The following is a 24,834-nucleotide window of genomic DNA, read 5'->3' as shown; positions in this document are numbered from 1 at the left end:
ATGTCTATATCTCGTGCAGCTATGGCGGCATTGATGTGTATTTCCGTATGGTCTGCCGCTGCCGTCTCTAGTAGCTGGGTAGAAGGGGCTTCAACGGATGAGGTGCCGGTATCTGTTAAATATGATGAAACAACGGGTACCATTAAAATTATTAAAACGGATCCGAATACAAATGTTGAAACGATAGTAGCAACTTATGCAGTAGGTGGGAACATAAGTCCAATTACTTCTATAGGTACTAAGAACCCAACGGGAATCATAGCGATTGGTGACCAGAGTAAAGCCGTACAAAGTAATACGATTGCTATTGGTGCCGATGCTCATGCCGGTAATGTAGGTGGCTCTGATGACACGAATGGGCGCATCGCAATTGGTACTAAAACCGTGGCTAGTGGGCTTAGAAGTATTGCATTAGGGAATTATTCAACCACGAATAAGGGCTCTTATAATATTGTGCAAGGCAGTGACTCCATCGGTATTGGTACATCTACGAGCATATTTGGTTACTCTGGTGTATCTATTGGGCGACGGAATATCATTGGGATTCCAGAGCCTGCTCTTGTAAGTTCTAGCGGAGTGCTAACTACAAAGCGTAAGACTTCGTATAGCGAGCCAGACCCAGGGGGGAACAGTGTTATTGTAGGTGCCTATAATGTGGCCTATGGTAATCGTTCGAGTATTATTGGTACCTATTCCCGCGCTATGGGCAGTAATAGCGTGGCCATTGGTAGTGGCGTACAGTCCTTAAGTGATGGCAGTATTGCCATCGGTAAAGGCAGTGGTTATGAGTTTGAGGATGCATCTCGAAGTGCGAAATCTACGGATAGAGACTATTATGGTCGTGATTGGGAATTGCCACCAGAATATAAAGTATTAAAACAGGTATTGCTCACAGATATTGCAGGTGATGGAACAGATACTAGAACTAGTAGCAGAAAGAACGGTTATTTTGAACATAGAGAACAGCCTAAATACAATAACTATGGCGCCGGTAGCAGTGATCCAGGGGGCTTTATCGTAGAAGGTAAGAATGCCTTAGGTATTGGTACCTACACCCAGGTGCGTGGTGACAGTGCTATTGGTTTGGCAACCGGGGAAATGACTGCTGATCTTTCTGATAAAGATAAGTCTGCCTATGCTAGGGACATGAGAAAAATCATGGACATGGAAGAAACCTTGTATGATGCTAAGGAAGCGTTACAGGCGGGGACCGGTGATACGGCAACATTGAAAAGTGCCGTGAAAGCCGCCGAAGAAAGTTTAGCAACCGCCAAAAAGAACTTTCGTGAGACGTACTTGACAAAGTATTCCTTCGTCGATGGGGACGGTGCCCTAGGTGTAGGGCGTCAAATCTTGGCACAAGGGGATCGCTCTATGGCAGTAGGCGACTTTGCTAAGGCGATTTCCAGTGATGCCATCGCCTATGGCGGTCAAACATTGGCCAATGGTACTAACTCGATGGCTATAGGTGGCAAGGCACACGTAGGGACAACAGACAAATCCTTTGATAATAGTATGGCCATTGGTTCGCATACCGATGTACAAGCGGGCAATGCCGTAGCCTTAGGGGCGTTTAGCCAAGTAACTGGGCAAAACTCGTTGGCACTAGGCTTTGGTAAACAAAGTGGTGATGCTATTACCTATAACCGCGTATCTGGTAAGGATTCTACCCTCATTGGCAGTTATGGCAATATCGCAGGCAATAACTCAATCCTGATCGGTAGTAGCGGTAGCATTGCCAATGACCGCGTCGTAGGACTCGGTAATAATATTAATATTGAAGCGGCAGACCCAAATGACCAAGAAAATAATACGGCAGGATCCGTATTCTTAGGTGATCATGCGGGCTATGTAAAGGATTCCAAACGCTCTCGCTCCCTAGGACAAGTAGATGTAGTAGGCAGTGCGGGAAAAATGGAATTAACTGAATCCCTTAGCAGTACGAAGGGGGCATTGCGGGATTATACTAAGGATTTTATCTACATTTACATGCTGGAAAAACAAGACGATGGCACCAAAATTGGTCCACCCATAGCGGTTCGTAGCGATTTCGCTGGTGGTGATTCCACCGTTGGTGTAGTGAGTGTAGGCTCTACTTATCAACAACAGTTTAATAGCCTTGAAGATATTAAGGACTATCATAGCAAGGTGGGCTCTCTTATTACGGTGCCGGTAGATGTTACCGTGCAAGTTACGAAAAATGGTGTTCCATTAGGTGAGCAACAACAAACTCGTTATTTTGCAGCCGATTCAACGCGTGACACTATTTATGCAGATAATACATTGTCAGAGGAAGATAAGGCAAAGGTGTGGAATACCATTCAAAAGAGTATATCTTCTTCCAATACAACGTATACCGTATTTGAAACGCGGCGTATTCAAAATGTAGCACCAGGTTTAATTGGGCTCAACTCTACCGATGCCATCAATGGGTCACAGCTGTTTGCCACTAACCAAATGTTAGGCAATTTGGTAGGCAGTTTGAAGAAAACCTTAGGTGATAATGTTACGGTTACCGAAGATGGAGAAATCACTGTTGCTGGTGATATTAAAACATTGGGGTGGATTGCTAAGGCGGATATGGTAGACGGCTCTAATGGTAAGGTGACTTATGATGTTGACAAAGAAAAGGGTGAAACAGAAGAGGCTTACCAAGCTAGGATAGCTGAGTTGAAAAAGGATGGCTATATTGTAGATGCCTCCAAGGTAATGACTTTCAAAGCTGGCAAAAACATTGAATTAGTACAAAAACCAGGTGAATTTAGCATTAGCACCATTGATACGCCAAGCTTTAAGTCCGTAGAATTGCGTGGCGACGAAACGAAGGACGTTGACGGCAATAAAGTAACGCCGGTTACGATGCTAGATAGCAACGGTATGCAGGTATATACGGAAACGGTTACACCTGATGGTGATGGGACTACAACCACTAAAAAGGTATCGACAACAGTGAACAATGAAGGGGTAACAACGGATGGCACTGTTAAAGTTACCAATGGAAAAGACGGTGACGATGCGAAAGATTTGGTGACCATCGGTAAAGAAGTAAATTCGGATGCAGCACCGGGCACGGACGGCGAAAATGGCACTATTGGCTTGAACGGTAAAAATGGTAGTGAAGCCGTAATTACTATTGATCGTGGTACGAAGTCCCTTACGGATGACAAAAATATTGCTCTTGACCCGACGAAACCGGTAGGCGAAAATAATCCGATGTCCATGGATCGCATTACCTACACCACCAAAGGGGCCGACGGTTCTACTATTAACCATGAAGTAGCTACCTTGGATGATGGGTTCTTCTTAACTACATCCAAGGATGTAACCGATGATAAAGCGGCTGCTAAGGTGAAACTTAATAACACGATTAAGTTCACAGACGGTGCGAATACGAAAGTATCTACTGTAGATTCCGAAGAGGGCATTCATGAATTACATATTGATGTAAGCGGATTACCTGTGTCTTACACGGATAATGACGGTGATGCAGTGACTAAGATTGGGGACAAATACTATAAGAGCAATCAAGTGGTGGATGGCAAACCAATCGATGGTGCCACAGAAGTACCAGCGGACCAAGTGACTAACAACATTAAATTGGTTAACACTGATGGCACAACAAATACACCGGGCACGATTTCCAATGTGGCTAGTGGCATTGGCGGTAAAGTGGTTGACCCAGATCACAATGACAGCAACACTTTCTTAGAAAATGTGAACAAAGTAGGTGCCACTACGGATGGCATTAGCGAAAATGTTGTAGTAAATGCAAAAGATTTGAAAAATCTAGTGGATACTGGTTTCAAATTGAATACGTCTGGACAACCAACTGACTCTGGTGCAACCACCGTTAAGATTGGTGAAACCATTAACATCATTGATGGGGCGAATACGAAAGTATCTGCCATCGATGACAGCACCACAACTGGTACGCATACATTCCACATCGATGTAACAGGTATGCCTATTTCCTATACGGATAATCAAGGTAATGCACTTACCAAGATTGGCGACAATTATTACAAAAATACAGATATCGAAGACGGCAAACCGAAAGATAATGCCGTAGCAGTACCGGCGGACAAGGTGACGAACAATGTGAAGGTGGTCAATAAAGACGGCGGTACTACGAAGCAAGGATCCATTGGCAATGTAAAATCCGTGTTCGACAGCACCATCGGTAACGGTGGGGATACGGGCTCTCAGATTGACGACATCAATGATGCTAACAAGGTAGAGAAAGTGCCGGGAACGAACCAGTTCATCAAAGATTTGACGACGCTCAAGGGCGACACACCGGCAGATAAAGAAAAACTTAACTCTGTATCGACCGTAGGAGATTTGCAGAAAGTCGCGTTAACGCCGCTCTTCTTTGAAGGGGACACGGCGGACGGCAAGACCGGCACGGATGGCAAACCGCATAAAAATACCTTTGGCCGTAAGCTGAGCGAAACGGCGAAGATTATTGGTGGCCAGACGGATGTGACGAAACTGACGGATGGTAACATCGGTGTCGTATCCAACGGTAGCGATACGCTGACGATTAAATTGGCGAAAGAATTAACCGATTTAACGTCTGTAACCGCAGGTTCCGGCGACAACACGATGACGATGACCGCCGGCGGTACGACTACAACGTCTAAGGTGGACGACATAGTGAAAACCATATCGACCACGCCGAACGGCATGACTACGACGGAACAGAAAGTAGATACTACCGGTACGCCCACAGGCGAAAGCAAGACGACAATGGTAACACCGGACGGCGTGACCGTGACGACAGGTACGACCGACGGCCAGACGATCAAGACAGCACTCGATAAAGATGGTTTGGCTACGGACGGCAAAGTGGTTGTAACCAATGGCAAGGACGGCGATGCCGGGAAAAAATTGGTAACTATCGACAAGGTAGTGGATGCCAATGCACCGGCCGGCACGGACGGCGAACACGGTCAAATCGGCTTGGACGGCAAGAACGGCAGTGAAGCGACCATTACTATCGATCGCGGCACGAAGTCCTTAGCGGATGGCAAAAATATTGCTCTCGACCCGACGAAACCGGTAGGCGAAAATAATCCGATGTCCATGGATCGCATTACCTACACCACCAAAGGGGCCGACGGTTCTACTATTAACCATGAAGTAGCTACCTTGGATGATGGGTTCTTCTTAACTACATCCAAGGATGTAACCGATGATAAAGCGGCTGCTAAGGTGAAACTTAATAACACGATTAAGTTCACAGACGGTGCGAATACGAAAGTATCTACTGTAGATTCCGAAGAGGGCATTCATGAATTACATATTGATGTAAGCGGATTACCTGTGTCTTACACGGATAATGACGGTGATGCAGTGACTAAGATTGGGGACAAATACTATAAGAGCAATCAAGTGGTGGATGGCAAACCAATCGATGGTGCCACAGAAGTACCAGCGGACCAAGTGACTAACAACATTAAATTGGTTAACACTGATGGCACAACAAATACACCGGGCACGATTTCCAATGTGGCTAGTGGCATTGGCGGTAAAGTGGTTGACCCAGATCACAATGACAGCAACACTTTCTTAGAAAATGTGAACAAAGTAGGTGCCACTACGGATGGCATTAGCGAAAATGTTGTAGTAAATGCAAAAGATTTGAAAAATCTAGTGGATACTGGTTTCAAATTGAATACGTCTGGACAACCAACTGACTCTGGTGCAACCACCGTTAAGATTGGTGAAACCATTAATGTCGTTAATGGGGTAAACACGAAAGTATCTGCTATTGATGACACTGTAGAGGGTACGCATACATTCCACATTGACGTAACAGGTATGCCTATGTCCTATGTAGATAATCAAGGCAAATCATTGACAAAAATTGGGGATACCTTCTATCGCACAGAGGAATTGGTAGATGGCAAACCACCAGCAGGTGCAAAAGGCGTGCCAGATACTGAAGTGACAAGCAATGTTACAATGCTGGATAAAAATGGCAAGAATGTAGAGGCACCACAAATCAAGAACGTTGGTTCTGGTTTGGTAAATAGTAATAATAAGGCGATGAATCCTAGCGATTTATTAAATACGGCGGACAATGATCCTGTACTGAAGAATGCCGTTAACGCAGGTGATCTTAAACAGGTGGCTGCAGCGGTAAAGACAGAAGTGACTGGCACAGGAAAAGCCATTGTTACGCAAACTGAAGGTGATAAAGGTCAAGCTATTTACAATGTACATGTTGACCCTGTCATTGATGTGGTAGGAGCAGACGGATCGAAGGTGGTACGTGGCGGCGATGGCAAGTACTATAACCCAACAGCCATTCAAGGTAAAACCTTTGTGTCTAATGGACAAGGTGGTGGCAGTTGGTATAACGATGATGATGTAGTTAATGGTGTACCAACAGAAAATGCAACACCGCAAGTTGTCGAACCAGCTGATGTTAAGAATAGTTTCGTTAATCCTAATAGCAACGAATCCATCGTTGTGGATAATGTGAAATCGGGTATCGGTGGTGAAGTACAGGATCCATCTAAAAATAAGGCGAACACGTTCCTAGAAAATGTGAACAAAGTAGGTGCCACTACGGATGGCATTAGCGAAAATGTTGTAGTAAATGCAAAAGATTTGAAAAATCTAGTGGATACTGGTTTCAAATTGAATACGTCTGGACAACCAACTGACTCTGGTGCAACCACCGTTAAGATTGGTGAAACCATTAATGTCGTTAATGGGGTAAACACGAAAGTATCTGCTATTGATGACACTGTAGAGGGTACGCATACATTCCACATTGACGTAACAGGTATGCCTATGTCCTATGTAGATAATCAAGGCAAATCATTGACAAAAATTGGGGATACCTTCTATCGCACAGAGGAATTGGTAGATGGCAAACCACCAGCAGGTGCAAAAGGCGTGCCAGATACTGAAGTGACAAGCAATGTTACAATGCTGGATAAAAATGGCAAGAATGTAGAGGCACCACAAATCAAGAACGTTGGTTCTGGTTTGGTAAATAGTAATAATAAGGCGATGAATCCTAGCGATTTATTAAATACGGCGGACAATGATCCTGTACTGAAGAATGCCGTTAACGCAGGTGATCTTAAACAGGTGGCTGCAGCGGTAAAGACAGAAGTGACTGGCACAGGAAAAGCCATTGTTACGCAAACTGAAGGTGATAAAGGTCAAGCTATTTACAATGTACATGTTGACCCTGTCATTGATGTGGTAGGAGCAGACGGATCGAAGGTGGTACGTGGCGGCGATGGCAAGTACTATAACCCAACAGCCATTCAAGGTAAAACCTTTGTGTCTAATGGACAAGGTGGTGGCAGTTGGTATAACGATGATGATGTAGTTAATGGTGTACCAACAGAAAATGCAACACCGCAAGTTGTCGAACCAGCTGATGTTAAGAATAGTTTCGTTAATCCTAATAGCAACGAATCCATCGTTGTGGATAATGTGAAATCGGGTATCGGTGGTGAAGTACAGGATCCATCTAAAAATAAGGCGAACACGTTCCTAGAAAATGTGAACAAAGTAGGTGCCACTACGGATGGCATTAGCGAAAATACCGTAGTGAATGCGAAAGATTTGAAAAATGTAGTAGATACAGGATTCAAATTGAATACGTCGGGCCAAGGTACGAACCCTGCCGACACGGTTAAGATTGGTGATACAATCCAAGTGGTTGATGGCAAGAATACAACCGTTTCTGCTATTACTCATCCAAGCACTGGTGTACATAAATTCCATATTGATGTAACAGGATTACCAGTAACGTACACAGCAACGGAAACCGACGGCGAAGGCAAACCGACAGGTACGCCGGTGGATGTAACCAAGACGAAGGACGGCTATCAGAAGGCGGACGGCACGCCGTTGATTAAGATTAACGAAAATGGCAAGGACGTATATTACACCGCTGACCAGCTGGATAATAATGTACCGAAGCCGGGTGCGAAAGGACTTACCATTACCGACAACATTCGTCTTATCAATCCTAAGGACGGCATAGGGGCGACGAAGATTACCAATGTGGCGGCCGGCACGGATGATACGGATGCGGTTAATGTATCGCAGTTGAAGGAAATGGCGGCCGGCGCCAGCACGGAAGTGACCGGTACGGGTAAAGCCATCGTGACCAGCAAGAAGGGTGATGCAGGCCAGACCGTGTACAATGTACATGTGGATCCGGTAGTGGAAGTACAGAGCAAAGACGGCTCGGAAGTAACGCGCGGCGGCGACGGTAAATACTACAAATCGAGGGATATAGCCGATAAAGTGTATGTACCGAATGCGGACGGCAACGGCGGCAACTGGTACAACAAGACGGACGTTACGGACGGCAAACCGAATACGGGGGCCAATCCGCAAACTCCGGTGGCGTTGAAACAAAGCGATATTAAGACAAGCCTTGTTAACCCCAATGCCGGTGTTGATTCTACCTCGATGGATAACTCCATCATTCTTGACAATGTGAAGAGCGGTATCGGCGGCGATGCGGGCAACAACGGTATTCCGAAGGATTCCACCATCGATGGTACGACGGGAGATAATTCCTTCATTAAGAATTTGGATACCGTAGGCAAAGCAGGCGGTATCGATAAGAATACCGTAGTCAATGCAGGCGACCTTAAGAACCTAGCAGACACACCATTGTTCTTCAGTGGTGATAGTGCTGATGGTGTGGTTGCAGCAGATGGTACGGATAAAAATACATTCAGTCGCAAGTTGAGTCAAGAAACGAAAATCGTTGGTGGCGTAAACCTTGAATTACAAGATGGTGCAACAGCAGAACAACGCAAAGAAGCGATTGCAGCGAAATTAACAGATGGTAACATCGGCGTTATTTCCGACGGCACTGATACGTTAACCATTAAATTGGCGAAGGAATTAAAAGACCTTGATTCTGTGAAAGTATCCAATGGCAAAGATGGGAAAGATGGGAAAAACCTCGTTACTATCGGTAAAGAAGTAGATGATAAAGCTCCAGATGGCAAAGATGGTGAAAATGGCATTATCGGTTTAGACGGTAAAAACGGCAGTGAAGCTGTCATTACTATCGACCGTGGCACTAAATCCATTACTGACGAAGCAAACCTAGGGGAAAATCCAAGTCAACTAGTTAGCGGTACGAACAAATCGGCTAAGATGGACCGCATTACGTACACTACAAAAGGTGCTAATGGCGACATTAACCACGAAGTAGCAACGTTAGACGACGGATTCATGCTTACTACTTCTACAGATGTAGCTAACAGCAAAGCACCAGCTAACGTGAAGTTGAACAATACCATCAAGTTCACGGATGGTGCGAATACGAAAGTATCTACTGTAGATTCCAAAGATGGCATTCATGAATTACACGTAGATGTAACTGGCTTACCTATGACGTACACGGCGACTAAGACTGATGCAAAAGGTAATGTAGTGGGCGATCCAGTGAGCGTATCTAAAGTAGGCGATACATACCAAGATGCAGCTGGTAACAAATTGATTAAAGTTGGCGATAAATACTATCGTCCAGATCAATTAGTGGATTCCAATGTACCAAATCCTGAAGTGAAAGATGCTGAAAAAGCAAATGGCTTGACAATTACGGACAGTATTTCTCTTGTTAACAATAATGGCAAGACAATCCCTACTACCTTGAAAAATGTAGGCTCTGGCTTGAAAGATGCGAATGGTAATCCTACATCTATTGACAAAGCAGTTGGCTCCAATGCTGTTAACGTAGATGATTTGCGTACGATTGGTAAAGCAGCCACTACGGAAGTAATAGGCACAGGTGCAGCAGAAGTTACGAAAGTAACGGGAGCAAACGGTCAAAATATTTACAATGTTCATGTTGATAAATTAATGACTGTAAAACCAGTGGATGCGAACACCAAGATTGCACGTGGTGGTGATGGCAAGTACTACAATGCCGATGATATTGCAGGCAAAACATTCGTATCCGACGGTCATGGTGGCGGTAACTGGTATGATGCTAATGATGTAGACCAAACAACGGGCAAACCAAAAACCGAAGACGATGGCATTACGCCTAAACAACCATTGAAAGATCAACCACAAAAGGTAGATCAAAATATGTTGAAAAACAGCGTTGTTAATCCAAATGGCGATGAAGCTACCATACTGGATAATGTAAAATCCGGCATTGGCGGCAAAGTGGTTGACCCTGAACATGAAAATAAGAATACTTTCATGGAAAACGTCGACACCATCGGCAAGGCTAATGGCATTAGCGAAAACACCGTAGTTAATGCTGGCGACTTGAAGAACCTCGTAGACACAGGCTTCAAATTGAATACCTCTGGTCACAGTGGTAATGCGCAAACCGTTAAGATTGGTGAAACCATTAAGGTCGTAGACGGTGCGAATACAAGAGTATCCGATATTACGTCGAAAGATGGCGTTCACGAATTCCACATCGATGTTACTGGCCTACCTATGACGTACACTGTATCTCAAACGGGAGATGCAGGCACTAGTGAAAGCGTATCCAAAGTAGGCGATACCTACCAATTGGCAGATGGTACGAAATTGGTGAAAGTAGGCGACAAGTTCTACAAACCTAGTCAATTAGTCGACCCTAAGGCGGATCAGCCACAAGTAAGACCAGAAGAAGTAGATAAGAACTGGACTGTTAACGACAGCATTTCCTTAGTGAATAAAGACGGTTCTGACAACGCTCCTACGTTGAAAAATGTAGGCTCTGGTTTGAAAGATGCCGCTGGTAAGTCTACATCTATTGACAAAGCAGTTGGTTCCAATGCTGTTAACGTAGATGATTTGCGTACGATTGGTAAAGCAGCCACTACAGAAGTAACAGGCACAGGTGCAGCAGAAGTTACGAAAGTAACGGGAGCAAACGGTCAAAATATTTACAATGTTCATGTTGATAAATTAATGACTGTAAAACCAGTGGATGCGAACACCAAGATTGCACGTGGTGGTGATGGCAAGTACTACAATGCCGATGATATTGCAGGCAAAACATTCGTATCCGACGGTCATGGTGGCGGTAACTGGTATGATGCTAATGATGTAGACCAAACAACGGGCAAACCAAAAACCGAAGACGATGGCATTACGCCTAAACAACCATTGAAAGATCAACCACAAAAGGTAGATCAAAATATGTTGAAAAACAGCGTTGTTAATCCAAATGGCGATGAAGCTACCATACTGGATAATGTAAAATCCGGCATTGGCGGCAAAGTGGTTGACCCTGAACATGAAAATAAGAATACTTTCATGAAAAACGTCGACACCATCGGCAAGGCTAATGGCATCAGCGAAAACACCGTAGTTAATGCTGGCGATTTGAAGAACCTCGTAGATACAGGCTTCAAATTGAACACCTCTGGTCACAGTGGCGATGCGCAAACCGTTAAGATTGGGGATACCATTAACATCATTGATGGGGCGAATACGAAAGTATCTGCTATCGATGACAGCACAACTGGTACGCATACCTTCCACATCGACGTAACCGGCTTGCCTGTAACCTATACGGCAACCAAGACGGATGCTAATGGTGCACCAATGGGTGAACCTGTGGATGTATCCAAAGTGGGCGATGGTTACCAATTAGCGGATGGTACAAAACTTGTGAAAGCAGGCGATAAGTATTACACACCTGACCAATTAGAAAATGGTAAACCTAAACCTGATGCAAAAGGCTTAACCATTAAGGAAAGCGTATCCTTAACACAAGATAACAGCGCTCCAGCAACATTAGAACGCGTAGGTAGTGGTCGTCGCAATGGCATGGATGCTAGTGAGAAACCAATGGATTGGAATACGATTCTAAATCCAACAGGTGAAAATGAAGACAAAGTTAATAAAATGCTTACTAATGCAGCTAACATCGGTGATGTACGCGATGCGATGCAGAGCGTAACCGAAGCAGGCAAGGGTGGCGGTTTCGGCCTTACAGGTAATAATGGTACTGTCACTCAAGATTTGGGCAAGACCATTACTGTTAAAGGTGGTATTGCGAACAAGGTTGATGAAGCAGGTCAAGACCTTCATGTGCCAGAAAAATCTACAACGGATCAAAACACGTATGTAAACGCGAAGGATGTACCTAATGCAGATGGCAATGGCACGCATAAGGAAATGGTTGTAGAAATTGCTAAAGACCTTACTGATTTGGATAGTGTAACCGTAGGTAGCGTTGATGAAAATGGGAATGGTGGCACTGTTATTAACAAAGATGGCATGACTGTTAAGGATGCTACAGGTAATAATAGTACATCCATTGGCACAGGTACTATTGGTACTTCTAAAACGGATAAGGATGGTAATACATCTAGCACTAACATCGATGGTGGTACGATTACCTCTGAAAAGAAAGATAAAGATGGTAACAAGCAAAGCACGACCATTGATGGCAGCCATATTACTTTAGAAAACAAAGATAAAGATGGTAAATTAACAGGACCTAAGACGGAAGTTTCCAACGAGGGCATGACCATCACGCCGGTAGATAAAGATGGTAACGCTGTAACCGATCCGAAGAAGCAGGTTAGCATTACCGACAAAGGCCTTAATAACGGTGGCAACCAAATCATTAATGTAGACAGTGGCTTGAAAGATACAAACGGATCTGTTAAGTTGAAAGATGCTACTGGTGATATGCTTAATAATGCCGTTAACGTTGGCGATTTGAAAGAAGCCATTAATAATGCACAAACTGCAGTAGATGGTGACGGCGCAGCTGAAATTTCTAAATCGGTTGATGACAATGGCAGACCAACCTACAAGGTACACGTAGATAAACTAGTAGAAGCGAAAGCCGATGATGGTAAAGCCATCGTTCGCGGCGAGGATAATAAGTTCTACTACAAGGACGAAAGCTTGAAGCAAGGTAAGGACGGCAAGTGGTATCCGAAGGATAAACTGGATGCCGACGGCAACCCGGAAGCCGGCGTGGTAGGTAAGAATATTCCGATATTAGGCACCGACCCGGTACCGGCGGACAACCTCAAGACAAGCTTGGTTAACCCGAACGACCCGAATAGCAAGGTTAAGCTGGATAACATCAAGTCTACTATCGGCGGTGACGTAGGTAACGGTGCTGGCTCCGAAGATAAGGTTAACGGTGCGGACGGCACGAACAGCTTTATCGATAACTTGGATAAGGTAGGCAAAAAGGATGCCGACGGCAACTCGGATCCGAATGGCATTGCCGACGATGCGGCAGTAACCACGGGCGACTTGAAGAATCTTGCCGATACTCCGTTGTTCTTCGGCGGCGACAGTGCTGACGGTGAATCTACGGATGGCAAGGAACACACAAATACCTTTGACCGTAAGCTGGGCAAACAGATAAACATTAAGGGTGAAGTGGACTTAGGCCTTGGTGACAATGCTACGGCAGAAGAACGGAAGGCAGCCATTAAGAAAAAATTGTCTGACGGCAACATCGGTGTTATTTCCAACGGCAAGGATACGTTGACGGTAAAATTGTCTAAGGACTTGAAGGACCTTAGCACCATAGAGGTGAACGACTCCGTAAGCGTTGGCAAGGACGGTGACAGCACGGTGATTAAGGGATCGGAAACGACATCTTCCTTCACCGAAGTAGCTACCGGTCCGGACGGTCAGCCATTGTATGAAGTGGACAAAAACGGCGAAGTGGTTAGAGATGCTAATGGTGACCCGATTCCGGTGACTAAGACATCTTCGACGACCACCAAGGGCGGCACGGTAACGATTAAGGACAGCAATGTAGCTACCGGCCCGGATGGCAAGCCGTTGTACAAGGTTGATGAAAACGGTAACCCGGTTCTTGACGAAAAGGGTCATAAGATACCGATTACGGAATCGTCTTCTACGACTACGGGCGGCGGCAAGCTGGCTACCGATGTGGAAAAAGTGAAGATGGTTGATGGCAAGCCGGTGACGAGCCACGAAACGACCACTATCGACGGCAGTCATTTCGAGTCCAAAGATAAAGACGGCAACTACACCACCATCAACGGCGGTGAAATCAAGAGCTATGATAAGGATACGAATGGCTCGGTAACGATTAAGGGCGATTCGTTGACGGCGTCGTCTAAGGATGAAAACGGTCATGACAAGGTGACGAATATCAGCTCTGACGGCTTTAACTCTACGGCTACCACCTTTGAAAGAGATGGCAATGGACAGCTTGTACTGGATCCGGATACCGGTCTGCCGAAGGAAGTAACCAATAAGACTAACATCAATGCGGATGGCTTTACGGCGACGAGAACGGATAGCGAAGGCAATGAAGTCTTAAAGACTACTATGCAGAACGGTAACATTGCCATCGAAAAACCGCAGCCGATTATTGACCCTACGACGGGTGAGGCGTATAAGGTATTGGATAAGAACGGTAATTGGGTACCGGCTCATGGTTATACCAAGATAAGCGATAACGGTTTTGAAATCCAAGGCATCAATCAGTCGGGCACGGGCATTAGCAAGGTAAGACTTTCGTCGGAAGGTCTCGATAATGGCGGCAATCGCATTACCCACGTAGCGGAAGGTGTCGCTCCGGATGATGCGGTTAACGTATCACAGCTTCGCGGCTTGACGCAAAATATCAATAACGATATTGCTAATGTAGGGGCCAATGCGGCAGCCTTGGCAGGCCTGAAAGCTATCCAGTATGATCCATTGGAACCGACGCAGATTATGGCGGCTGTAGGCACATACCGCGGCAAACAGGCGGCGGCTCTCGGCATTGCTCATTATAAGAATGAGGACACTATGTTCCACATGGGCGTAAGTATCGGCTCTGATCATACGATGGCCAATATCGGGGTAACGTACAAGTTCGGTCGCACCGATGAGAAGAAAGCCGTACCGGATCGCTATAAAGCGGGCCCGATTAGCTCCACCTATGTATTGCAGGATGAAATGGTAGCACTGAAGGAAGAAAATGCACGTATGCGCGCTAATGATGAAAAGATGAACGCCGCTTACGATGAAATTCTTAATTTGGTGAAACAGTTGAAACAGGATAATGAAGAGATGAAGAAGAAGTTGGAAAAGCTGGAAAAGAAATAAGCGAGTCCCTTCGGCTCTACAGAGTCCGTTGACGCTGACGACCATAGGAATCGGCGCATAGAAGAAAAGAACCTCTCGTGAAATCACGGGAGGTTCTTTTGCATTTCCTTTTATAGAGGGAGGTAGGGTTGTAGAGTTATAGGACAAAAAGTGTGGGTGAAAACCGCTATAAAACCAGTTAAGTACTGGGGTTATAGCGGTTTTATCTTTTTTGGGAGAAGGAAAAGAGGGCAATTCATGTCTTGGCAGTCAAGCCTTACGAATGATGAATCTATGACATGGGTTGCCCTCTTGGTTATGTGGTTCATATCTTATAGTAAATTATGTTCTTTGGCGAGGTCGAGAATTTCTTGTTCGGTTAAGCCGGTGTACTTACTAATCAAAGCTATAGACGCTGCTTTCTTTCCTCGGGAGGAGTTAGAAGAGAAAATATCCTACGATAGCTATGCAGAATGCCCTTCGTAAGACTGGGCTTCAAAGAGCTATTGTAGGATATTTTTTCTATTTTTTCCTATTTTTGTTTACAAATTCATTTTTAAAACGATTTATATAATGAGGGGAATTTTAATGTAAGAGGAATATTAATTTTGTATTACAAAAATATATAACCTGTTGGCCCTTGCAACTTCTACCCTCATGAGAGTTTAGGACGAGTGAGTTACGGATGTATTGCGAAAAAAGTATAAATAATTATGTTTAAAACTAGGCCATTTTTTGCCTGTAATAAGTGGAGGGGTAATTTTTATTTTGTAAAAACATACGGAAATTTTTATACGTTGGATTGCTGCCCCATTGTAACGGAATTTAAAATTTTTAAAAAATTTTTTTAAAATGACGTTTACAAGTTTACATCTGCTGGATGGTAATAGGTGAGGGGGAGAGACCCTCAATTATATATGGGAGGTATTAGCTATGAATTATATTGAAGAGATTAACAAGTTCCAAGTTTGGATCAGCCTGCATCCGGACGTGTCTACATCGGCGCGGATACTGTGGTTTGCGCTGATGCATTATGACAATGTAAGCGGTTGGAAGGAAACGTTTTCGGTGGCTATGAGCAGTTTGATGGAGAAAACCGGCTTGGGCAAGCAGGCCATTGTGCGGGCGCGGCGCGTTTTACAGGAGAACGGACGCATCAACTATGTGGCGCGAAGGGGTAATCAAGCTACCATGTATCAAATACTTTCTTTCTCCGGCGAACCTATTGTCACTACGGGATTTTCTGAAGAAGCCAATGCATCACGGACACAGCTACCGCCATCAACCGAAATGGGCGTGATTGATCCGCAAGCGGTTAATCAGACATTGACTGATCAGACGTCAGTTAATCAGACATCGAATGACCGGAAGTCGGTTAATCAGATATCAGTTAATCAGCAAGCCGCTTGTAATGCCTCTGACGATAAAGTGGGTCATACATCGAATGCTGTAGCAGATGACATACCTAACGCTGTAGCCGGAGGTATATTTGATTATACATCTAGTGATGTAGCAAGTAATACACCCGGTGATGTATTCGGTAATATACCTTGTGACGTACCTAGTAATACACCTAGCGGTACGCACGCCGATACGCACACCGATACGCACGCCGATACCATTCTTAAACAAAATAAAACTAAACAAAACAATAGGAAAGAAAACCTATCAAAGAAAGGAGACCCTGTGGAACTAATTGATGAAGCCGGATGTACGCCGCCTTCGTTAGAAATGGTTCAGGCCTATTGTTTGGCACGGGGCAATACGGTGGACCCGAAACAATTTGTAGATTACTACCAACGTCGGGATTGGTTTGTAGGGCAAACGAAGATGAAAAACTGGAAGGCTGTGGTGCGAAGCTGGGAACGACGCCAAATCGTTAAGAAGCAAACAGCATCACCTAACGAGCAGACATCGTCACTTAATGAGCAGATGCCACCGAAAAAGTATGTGTATATAGACGCCGGTGACGGCAGTTATGTGGATGCTGAAGGGCTGCCGATTATGTTTGAGTACCATTGATACTGCAACACGAAGGATTAGCAGCAGGCATTGGTAGTCGGTAGTTAGAACAGAAAAGAAAGTAGATGGCACACGTATGGCAGATAACAAACAAATGGAATGCATGGGGCGAGTAACGGATATCCTTCCCATGACAATGCAGGACGGAATGGCAAGCGCACCACGGGGTGACGGATACATGGACGACATTATTGCACAGTACCAACGACGCATTGACGAGGCGTTGGCAAGAGAACACATTACATTGACAGATACGGCAAAGCAAACGGAGGCATTGTTCTTTCCGCTGTTGGAATTTGCGGAAAGCAATGAGCATTGTACCTTTCACTGTCCGGGCATCGATGCCTGCGATCACATTCACAAAGGATACACGGCACGGATGGATGAAAATGGTCACATATCCTATGCCAAATGCAGGATGAACAGTGCATCGCATACAGGCTTGTCACCGGCAACGCTCAAGGATGCAGCGCAGATTCCGGCGCGCTATCAAGCGATGACCTTTGCCAACTTGAAGACGGGAACCAACAACCAAAGTGCCGTCGTTTATGCACGGCAGTTAGTGAAAGAAGGAACCGCAGCGAAGGGCCTGTTCCTTACGGGACCGATGGGCATAGGAAAAACGCATTTGGCAGTAGCCACCTTGCAAGCTTGGGCAGACGAAGGGCATAGCGGTATATTTTGTAATGTGTCGCGACTCCTGGAAAAGCTGCGCGGCTGCATTGATACGGGCAAAGCAAGAGAACTGTATTTGCGACCGTTGGAAGAAGCGGACATGGTAGTGTTGGATAACCTGGGCGGCGAACGCGATACGGAGTGGACGAGGGAAGAATTGCTGCGGATCATTGAAAATCGCTACGAAGATCGTAAACTGATGGTGATTACCTCGAACCTTACTTTGGAACAATTTGTCTGGCGCAAGGACGTGCGATGGCAACGCATCTGCCACCTCATTGCCGACAGCTGTATGGCCTTTAAACTTACCGCCCCTTCCGCATAAACATTACAAAGAGGACGTTCCCTATACATGAGTAATGACATTGTAATCGTGAGGCGGCTGTATGTGAGAAAGGAAAGTAACGTATCGGCACGAGAAATGCTCTTCGCAAGACCGAGCTTCCTCCCCACTGCCACAAAGAGGGCGTTCCCTATACATGAATGATGACCTAACGTTCGACCGGCGGCAGGCTAGTAGAGAAGAGGGGTCCGATATATAGGTCGATCAATGTCATTCGCAAGACCTGACTTGCGAGACCTATATATCGGTCCACTTTCCATATTATCCTAGCCGCCGGACGAAAGGTCATGACAAAAATGTATAGCGAACGAATGCTTTGTGACTTACGTCACCGTGGCCCCTATTTCCATTTGGTATGCTAAAGATACCATAAGGAGGGACGCAGGGATGAAAAGTATCTTTCAGAAATATAAGTATATGACGCCGAAGGAAACCAGCGCGAACGGTCATGCGCAAACCTTCGAAGGCGGCCGTGAATGGGAAGACATGTACCGCGATCGTTGGTCCTACGACAAAGTGGTACGCTCCACGCACGGCGTGAATTGCACCGGCTCGTGCAGCTGGAATGTATTTGTTAAAAACGGGATTGTTACTTGGGAAAATCAGAATCACGACTATCCGGAAACCAGCCCGGACATGCCTGACTTTGAACCGCGCGGCTGTCCGCGAGGAGCTTCCTTTTCCTGGTATATGTACAGTCCGCTTCGCGTAAAATATCCGTATGTGCGCGGCGAGCTGGCCAACCTGTGGCGCGAAGCGCGCAAGACGGCACCGAATGCCTTGGCTGCGTGGAAATCCATCGTGGAAGATCCGGACAAAGCGAAGTCCTACAAAGAAGCGCGCGGCATGGGTGGCTTTGTGCGCTCCAACTGGGAAGAAGCGTCGGAAATCGTAGCCGCTTCCATGCTGTATACCGCACAAACCTACGGACCGGATCGCAACTTTGGCTTCTCTCCGATTCCGGCCATGTCCATGCTTAGCTATGCCGCAGGGGCACGCTTTATGAATCTCATGGGTGGCGCTTGCCTGAGCTTTTACGATTGGTATGCGGATTTGCCGCCGGCCAGCCCGCAGGTGTGGGGCGATCAAACAGACGTACCGGAAAGCAGCGATTGGTACAACTCCGGCTATATTATCACGTGGGGATCTAACGTACCGCAAACCCGTACGCCGGATGCACACTTCTTAACGGAAGTGCGTTATAAAGGCACTAAGGTCGTATCCGTTTCACCGGATTATGCGGAATCCACGACAGCGGCTGACACATGGCTCAATGCCAGAGCCGGATCCGATGCGGCATTGGCTATGGCGATGGGACATGTCATTTTGAAAGACTATTACATCGACAATCCAACGCCGATGTTCCTTGACTATGCTAAGCAGTACACGGACTTTCCGTTCCTCGTAACTATTGAAGAAAAAGACGGTCACTATGTACCGGGGCAGATGCTCAGCGCCAATATGATGGGCAGCAAGGCAAAGCACAGCGAGTTCCAGTATTTCGTGGTGGATGAACTGAGTCGCAAGATGGTTATTCCTAACGGCTGCATGGGTCATCGCTGGACGCGCAAAGAAAAATGGAATTTGAAGATGGAAAACAGCGAAACCGGCGAAGCCATTTCTCCGGTATTGACCTTAGACGGTCGAGGCGACGGCATCGTTACCGTAGCGCTGCCGCACTTCGGTCACTTAGATGGCATGAAGACCATAGAACGCGCCGTGCCGGTGAAGGAAATCGACACACCGGACGGCAGCTTGTATGTGACTACCGTCTATGATTTGATGATGGCAAACTACGGCATTGATCGTGGCTTTGGCGGCGTAGCGGCGAAGGATTTCACCGATGATACCCCGTACACGCCGGCATGGCAGGAAAAATACACCGGTGTCAATCCGGAGTTGGTCATCCATACGGCTCGCGAATTTGCGGATAACGCCATCGCTACCGGCGGTCGCTCCATGATTATTATGGGTGGCGGTATTAACCACTGGTTCCATGCGGATGTCATTTATCGCGCCGTATTGAATTTAGTACTCTTCTGCGCTTGCGAAGGCAAGAACGGCGGCGGTTGGGCGCACTATGTAGGCCAGGAAAAATTACGTCCTGCCGAAGGCTGGGGCGCCATCATGTCCGCCAAGGACTGGCAGGCAGCACCGCGACTGCAGAACAGTACGTCCTTTTTCTACTTTGCCACCGACCAATGGCGCAGCGATGAAATGGATGCGTCCGATTTGACATCGCCTCTCGTAACGCCGCGGTATCGTCATGCGGCAGATTACAATGTATTGGCAGCGCGCCTCGGTTGGTTGCCGTCATACCCGACCTTTAACAAAGGCGGGGCTGCGATTATGAAAGAAGCGGAAGCCGCCGGCAACAAAGACTTTGACAGTGTGAAAGCCTATGTGGCTCGTCAGCTGAAGGAGAAGAAGCTGCACTTTGCCATCGAAGATCCGGATGCGAAGGAAAACATTCCGCGCAATCTCATCGTATGGCGTGCCAACTTAATCACCTCGTCCTCCAAGGGACACGAATATTTTATGAAATACCTGTTGGGTACGAAGAATGGTTTGTTAGAAGAAAATGATGCGCACCCGACGGAAGTAAAATGGCGCGACGATGTGCCCAGCGGCAAGCTGGATTTGTTGGTAGATCTCGATTTCCGCATGGCCGGGTCTGCCCTGTATTCGGATATTGTATTGCCTACGGCTACGTGGTATGAAAAGACGGACTTGTCCTCGACGGACATGCATCCCTTCGTGCATCCCTTCCAGCCGGCTGTCGATCCCGGTTGGGAATCCAAGACGGACTGGGATATTTTCCTCACCTTGGGCAAAGCCGTAGAAAAGGTAGCCAAGGAAGCAGAGCTGCCGGTGTATCGCGATATTGTAGCGGTGCCGCTGCAGCATGACTCGGAAGGCGAAACCGCACAGCCTCACGGTAAGGTACGCGATTGGAGTCGCGGCGAATGCGAACCGATTCCGGGCAAAACCATGCCGAACCTGGTGTATATCGAACGGGATTACACGAAGATTTTTGAAAAGCAGCGTGCCTTGGGCCCGAATCTTGAAAACGGCACAGTAGGTGCTCACGGCATTACGGCCAACATCGGTGATCAATATGAAGAATTGAAACAGCGTAACGGAATTATCGGTGACGCGCAGGCACCGGGCTACGGTTGTCCGACGATTGAAAATTGTTACGATGCTTGTCAGGCGGTATTGACCTTGTCGTCGGCGACAAACGGTAAGGTCGCCCTTAAGAGTTGGCAGACGGCAGAAAAAGTAACCGGTCTGACGGGACTTACGGAAGGTCTGGACGGTCGCGCCGGTGAACAGATTACCTTTGAAGATATCGTGGCACAGCCGCGGCAGGTTATCAGCACACCAATCTTCACTGGTAACGGTAAAGGCGGTCGACGCTATACGCCGTTTACAAATAATATTGAATTCCTCATGCCGTTCCGCACGATTACCGGTCGTCAATCCTTCTTCCTCGATCATGAAATCATGAACGAATGGGGCGAACAGATGGCAACCTTTAAACCGGTACTCGATTATGCGCCGATGAAGGAAGGCCTTCCCAATGACGGCACGCCGGAAATTACGCTGAAATACTTAACACCGCACAGCAAGTGGAGTATTCACAGCATGTACTTTGACACGCAGCAAATGCTGACCTTGTTCCGCGGCGGCCAGACGGTATGGCTCAACGAGGATGATGCGGCAGACATCGGTGTAAAGGACAACGACTGGATTGAAATGTATAACCGCAACGGTGTAGTGGCCTCCCGTGCCGTAGTGACACCGCGTATTCCGCGCGGTCAAGTCTACATGTATCACGCGCAGGATCGCCATATCAACGTGCCGGGCTCGAAATTATCGAAGACCCGCGGCGGCACGCACAACACACCGACGCGTATCCATATGAAGCCGACGCATATGATTGGCGGCTACGGCCAGCTCAGTTACGGCTTCAACTACTACGGACCTACCGGTAACCAACGCGACGTACTGGTTGTGGTGCGTAAGATGAAGGAGGTAGATTGGCTTGAAGATTAAAGCGCAGATTTCGATGGTAATGAACCTGGACAAGTGTATCGGTTGTCATACCTGCTCGATTACCTGTAAAAATACATGGACGAACCGCGAAGGCGCTGAATATATGTATTTCAACAATGTAGAAACGAAACCGGGCATCGGCTATCCGCGAAACTGGGAAGACCAGAATCGTTGGAAGGGCGGCTGGGTATTGAAGAACGGCAAATTGGAGCTCGCTACGGGCTCCAAGGCGAGTCGCCTGTTAAAGCTCTTTTACCATCCCCAGCAACCGGAGCTGAAGGATTACTTCGAGCCATGGACCTATGATTATGAAACGCTTATTCATTCCAAGCGCAAGAACAATCAGCCCGTAGCCCGTCCGCGTTCGCTTATTACCAAGGAACGGATGGAAGTGGAATGGGGTCCCAACTGGGAGGATGATTTGGCCGGCGGTGATACGGCGCGCGCCGATATCAATCTGAAGAACATCGGTCAGGAAGTGGCGCTCGACTTTCACGACATCTTTATGAAATACTTGCCGCGCCTGTGTAATCATTGTTTGAACCCTGCCTGTGTGGCCGCTTGTCCGTCCGGTGCTATGTATAAACGCGACGAAGACGGCGTGGTGCTCGTCAACCAAGACGTGTGTCGCGGCTGGCGTCACTGCGTACCGGCTTGCCCGTACAAAAAGGTATACTACAATTGGAAAACCAATAAGGCAGAAAAATGTGTGTTCTGCTATCCGCGCCTTGAAAACGGCTTGCCTATGATTTGCGCCGATACCTGTGTAGGGCGCATGCGTTATGCCGGCGTGCTCCTTTACGATATGGATCGCGTGCAGGCCGCAGCGGCTACGCCGAATAAAGAAGACATTTACGAAAACGTGCTAGATATTTTATTGGATCCTCACGATCCGGCGGTGATTGCCGCTGCCCGTGAAGAAGGCATCAGTGAAAACTGGATTAAAGCCGCCCAGGAATCGCCGGTGTACAAGATGGTGAAGGAATGGAAAATCGCGTTGCCCCTTCACGCAGAATACCGCACGGTACCGATGGTGTGGTACGTGCCGCCGATGAGCCCGATTCTTCATCAGCGCGCGGCCGGTGTTAACTTCCCGGAATCCGAGGAAATGCGCATCCCCGTGGCCTACCTGTCGCAGCTGCTCGCCGCCGGTAACGAAGCAGTCATTCGCCGTGTATTGCAGACCCTCATCGACTTGCGACGGTTCATGCAAAAACAAACCCGCGGTGAAAGCACGGACGAATTTAAGGAACGCTATGACACGGATCAGCTGATGGCCATGTATCGTCTCTTGGGCGTTGCCAAATATCGGGAACGCTTCCGCATTCCGGCGGGCGCACCGCTAAGTCGCGAAGAAAAGAAGGAAGCCCAAGGCTGTGCAGGCTTTAACACCTGCGGAGGTTGCCATGCCTAATCGTGAAATGACAAGCGAACAATATGCGCTGCAGATCATCGGCTTTCTTCTCAGCTATCCCGATGCGGCGTGGCGCGAGCAGCTTTCAGCCGTGGCAGACGGGATTAAAGATATTGCCGATGCCCGTACCCGCCAAGCTTGTGAAGCCGTACTGCGGCACATCAACAGTTTGACCGTGCGCGACTATGAAGACGAATACGTGCGCGCCTTTGATTTCAGCGGTAACACCAACATGTACCTGGCCTCCTATGACTGCTCCAATGCAGGCGAGCAATCGGAAAAACTGCTGGCCTATAAAGGATTCTTTGAAGACAATGGTTTTACGCTTTCCAAAGAGCTGCCCGATTATGTACCGGCCTTGCTGGAATTGTGTGCCGCCGTGTCGCCGGCGATAGCAGCGGATATTCTTGCTTACGCGGAAGAGGCGCTTAGCCTATTTAAAAAGCGTCTTACCGACAGCGGTTATGTACAGGCACAACTCGTGGATTGTATTCTCAGCAGCAGACGGCGGCTGGAAGGGAGGACATTATGAGTGAATTTATCTGGGTGGGCTTGCCGTATATAGCCTTCACCTTTCTCGTTATCGGCAGCATCGTGCGCTATACCGTTTCGGAACGCACGTGGACTACGAAGTCCAGCGAATTTTTAGAAAAGAAACAATTGAAGATAGCAGGACCGCTCTTCCACGGCGCCCTTTTCTTCGTATTTTTAGGTCATGTAGGCGGCGTGCTGGTACCGCAAGAAGTGACGGAATTTTTTGGTGTCAGCGAGCACCAATATCATGCCATGGCCCTTTATATCGGTGGCCTGGCGGGCATCGCGTTAGTCGTCGGCTTCTTTTTGCTCATGCGTCGTCGCTTCTTCTCCCGTTATATGAAGGTCAATACATCCACTATGGATGTATGGCTCTTCCTTTTCCTGGGCCTTACCATTTGTACCGGCTTTGCGGCGACTATGCTCAATGCCGACGGTGCCTTTAACTATCGTGAGTACATCGGACCTTGGTTCCGCAGTCTGCTCTATTGGCATCCGCAGCCGGCGTTGATGGAACACATTCCGGTTATTTTCAAAGTTCATATGCTATCGTGGATGATCGTTTGCATTATCTTCCCCTTCACCCGCTTGGTACACTGCCTGAGCATTCCCTTTAACTACCTGCGTCGTAGCCCTGTCGTGTATCGCAAACGATAAGATAGTATGCTATAGGATAAGGCTGTACGCTACACGATACATACGAAGGCTGTACGCTACACGATACATACGAAGGCTGTACGCTACACGATACATACGA

At 47.1% G+C, this 24,834-nt stretch carries 7 protein-coding genes; all 7 read left to right on the top strand.

All coding sequences use genetic code 11. The features are described 5' to 3' along the window. The 7 genes from Q5873_RS03965 to narI all read left to right on the top strand — a co-directional run bounded on the left by Q5873_RS03965 (window position 1) and on the right by narI (window position 24,734). Window positions 1-15,051: a YadA-like family protein gene (locus Q5873_RS03965; RefSeq protein ID WP_303059475.1), complete on the top strand. Its 15,051-nt coding sequence runs from the start codon at window positions 1-3 to the stop codon at window positions 15,049-15,051. A 912-nt stretch (window positions 15,052-15,963) separates the two neighbouring features. Continuing rightward, complete coding sequence (locus tag Q5873_RS03960) at window positions 15,964-17,052, top strand: hypothetical protein (protein WP_303059359.1); 1,089 nt, start codon at window positions 15,964-15,966, stop codon at window positions 17,050-17,052. Between the two features lie 76 nt (window positions 17,053-17,128). Further along, window positions 17,129-18,052: an ATP-binding protein gene (locus Q5873_RS03955; RefSeq protein WP_288761217.1), complete on the top strand. Its 924-nt coding sequence runs from the start codon at window positions 17,129-17,131 to the stop codon at window positions 18,050-18,052. A 405-nt stretch (window positions 18,053-18,457) separates the two neighbouring features. After that, a complete protein-coding gene (locus Q5873_RS03950) occupies window positions 18,458-22,129 on the top strand; it encodes a nitrate reductase subunit alpha (protein ID WP_303059357.1) in 3,672 nt (1,223 codons plus the stop codon). Then, on the top strand, window positions 22,119-23,543 hold the full coding sequence (gene narH / locus Q5873_RS03945) for a nitrate reductase subunit beta (protein WP_028255526.1): 1,425 nt from the start codon (window positions 22,119-22,121) through the stop codon (window positions 23,541-23,543). The genes Q5873_RS03950 and narH overlap by 11 nt, the downstream gene beginning before the upstream one ends. Continuing rightward, window positions 23,536-24,075 (top strand): nitrate reductase molybdenum cofactor assembly chaperone, encoded by a 540-nt coding sequence (narJ, locus tag Q5873_RS03940; RefSeq protein WP_303059354.1) that lies wholly within the window; start codon window positions 23,536-23,538, stop codon window positions 24,073-24,075. The genes narH and narJ overlap by 8 nt, the downstream gene beginning before the upstream one ends. Further along, window positions 24,072-24,734: a respiratory nitrate reductase subunit gamma gene (gene narI, locus Q5873_RS03935; RefSeq protein ID WP_028255528.1), complete on the top strand. Its 663-nt coding sequence runs from the start codon at window positions 24,072-24,074 to the stop codon at window positions 24,732-24,734. Before narJ ends, narI begins: the two co-directional genes overlap by 4 nt. The last annotated feature ends 100 nt before the right edge of the window (window positions 24,735-24,834 follow it).

Origin of the sequence: Veillonella magna (genome assembly GCF_959600285.1) — a bacterium.
GTDB classification, from domain to species: domain Bacteria; phylum Bacillota; class Negativicutes; order Veillonellales; family Veillonellaceae; genus Veillonella_A; species Veillonella_A magna.
The sequence above is the reverse complement of the archived record's forward strand: the minus strand, read 5'-3'. Positions and strand labels throughout refer to the sequence as shown.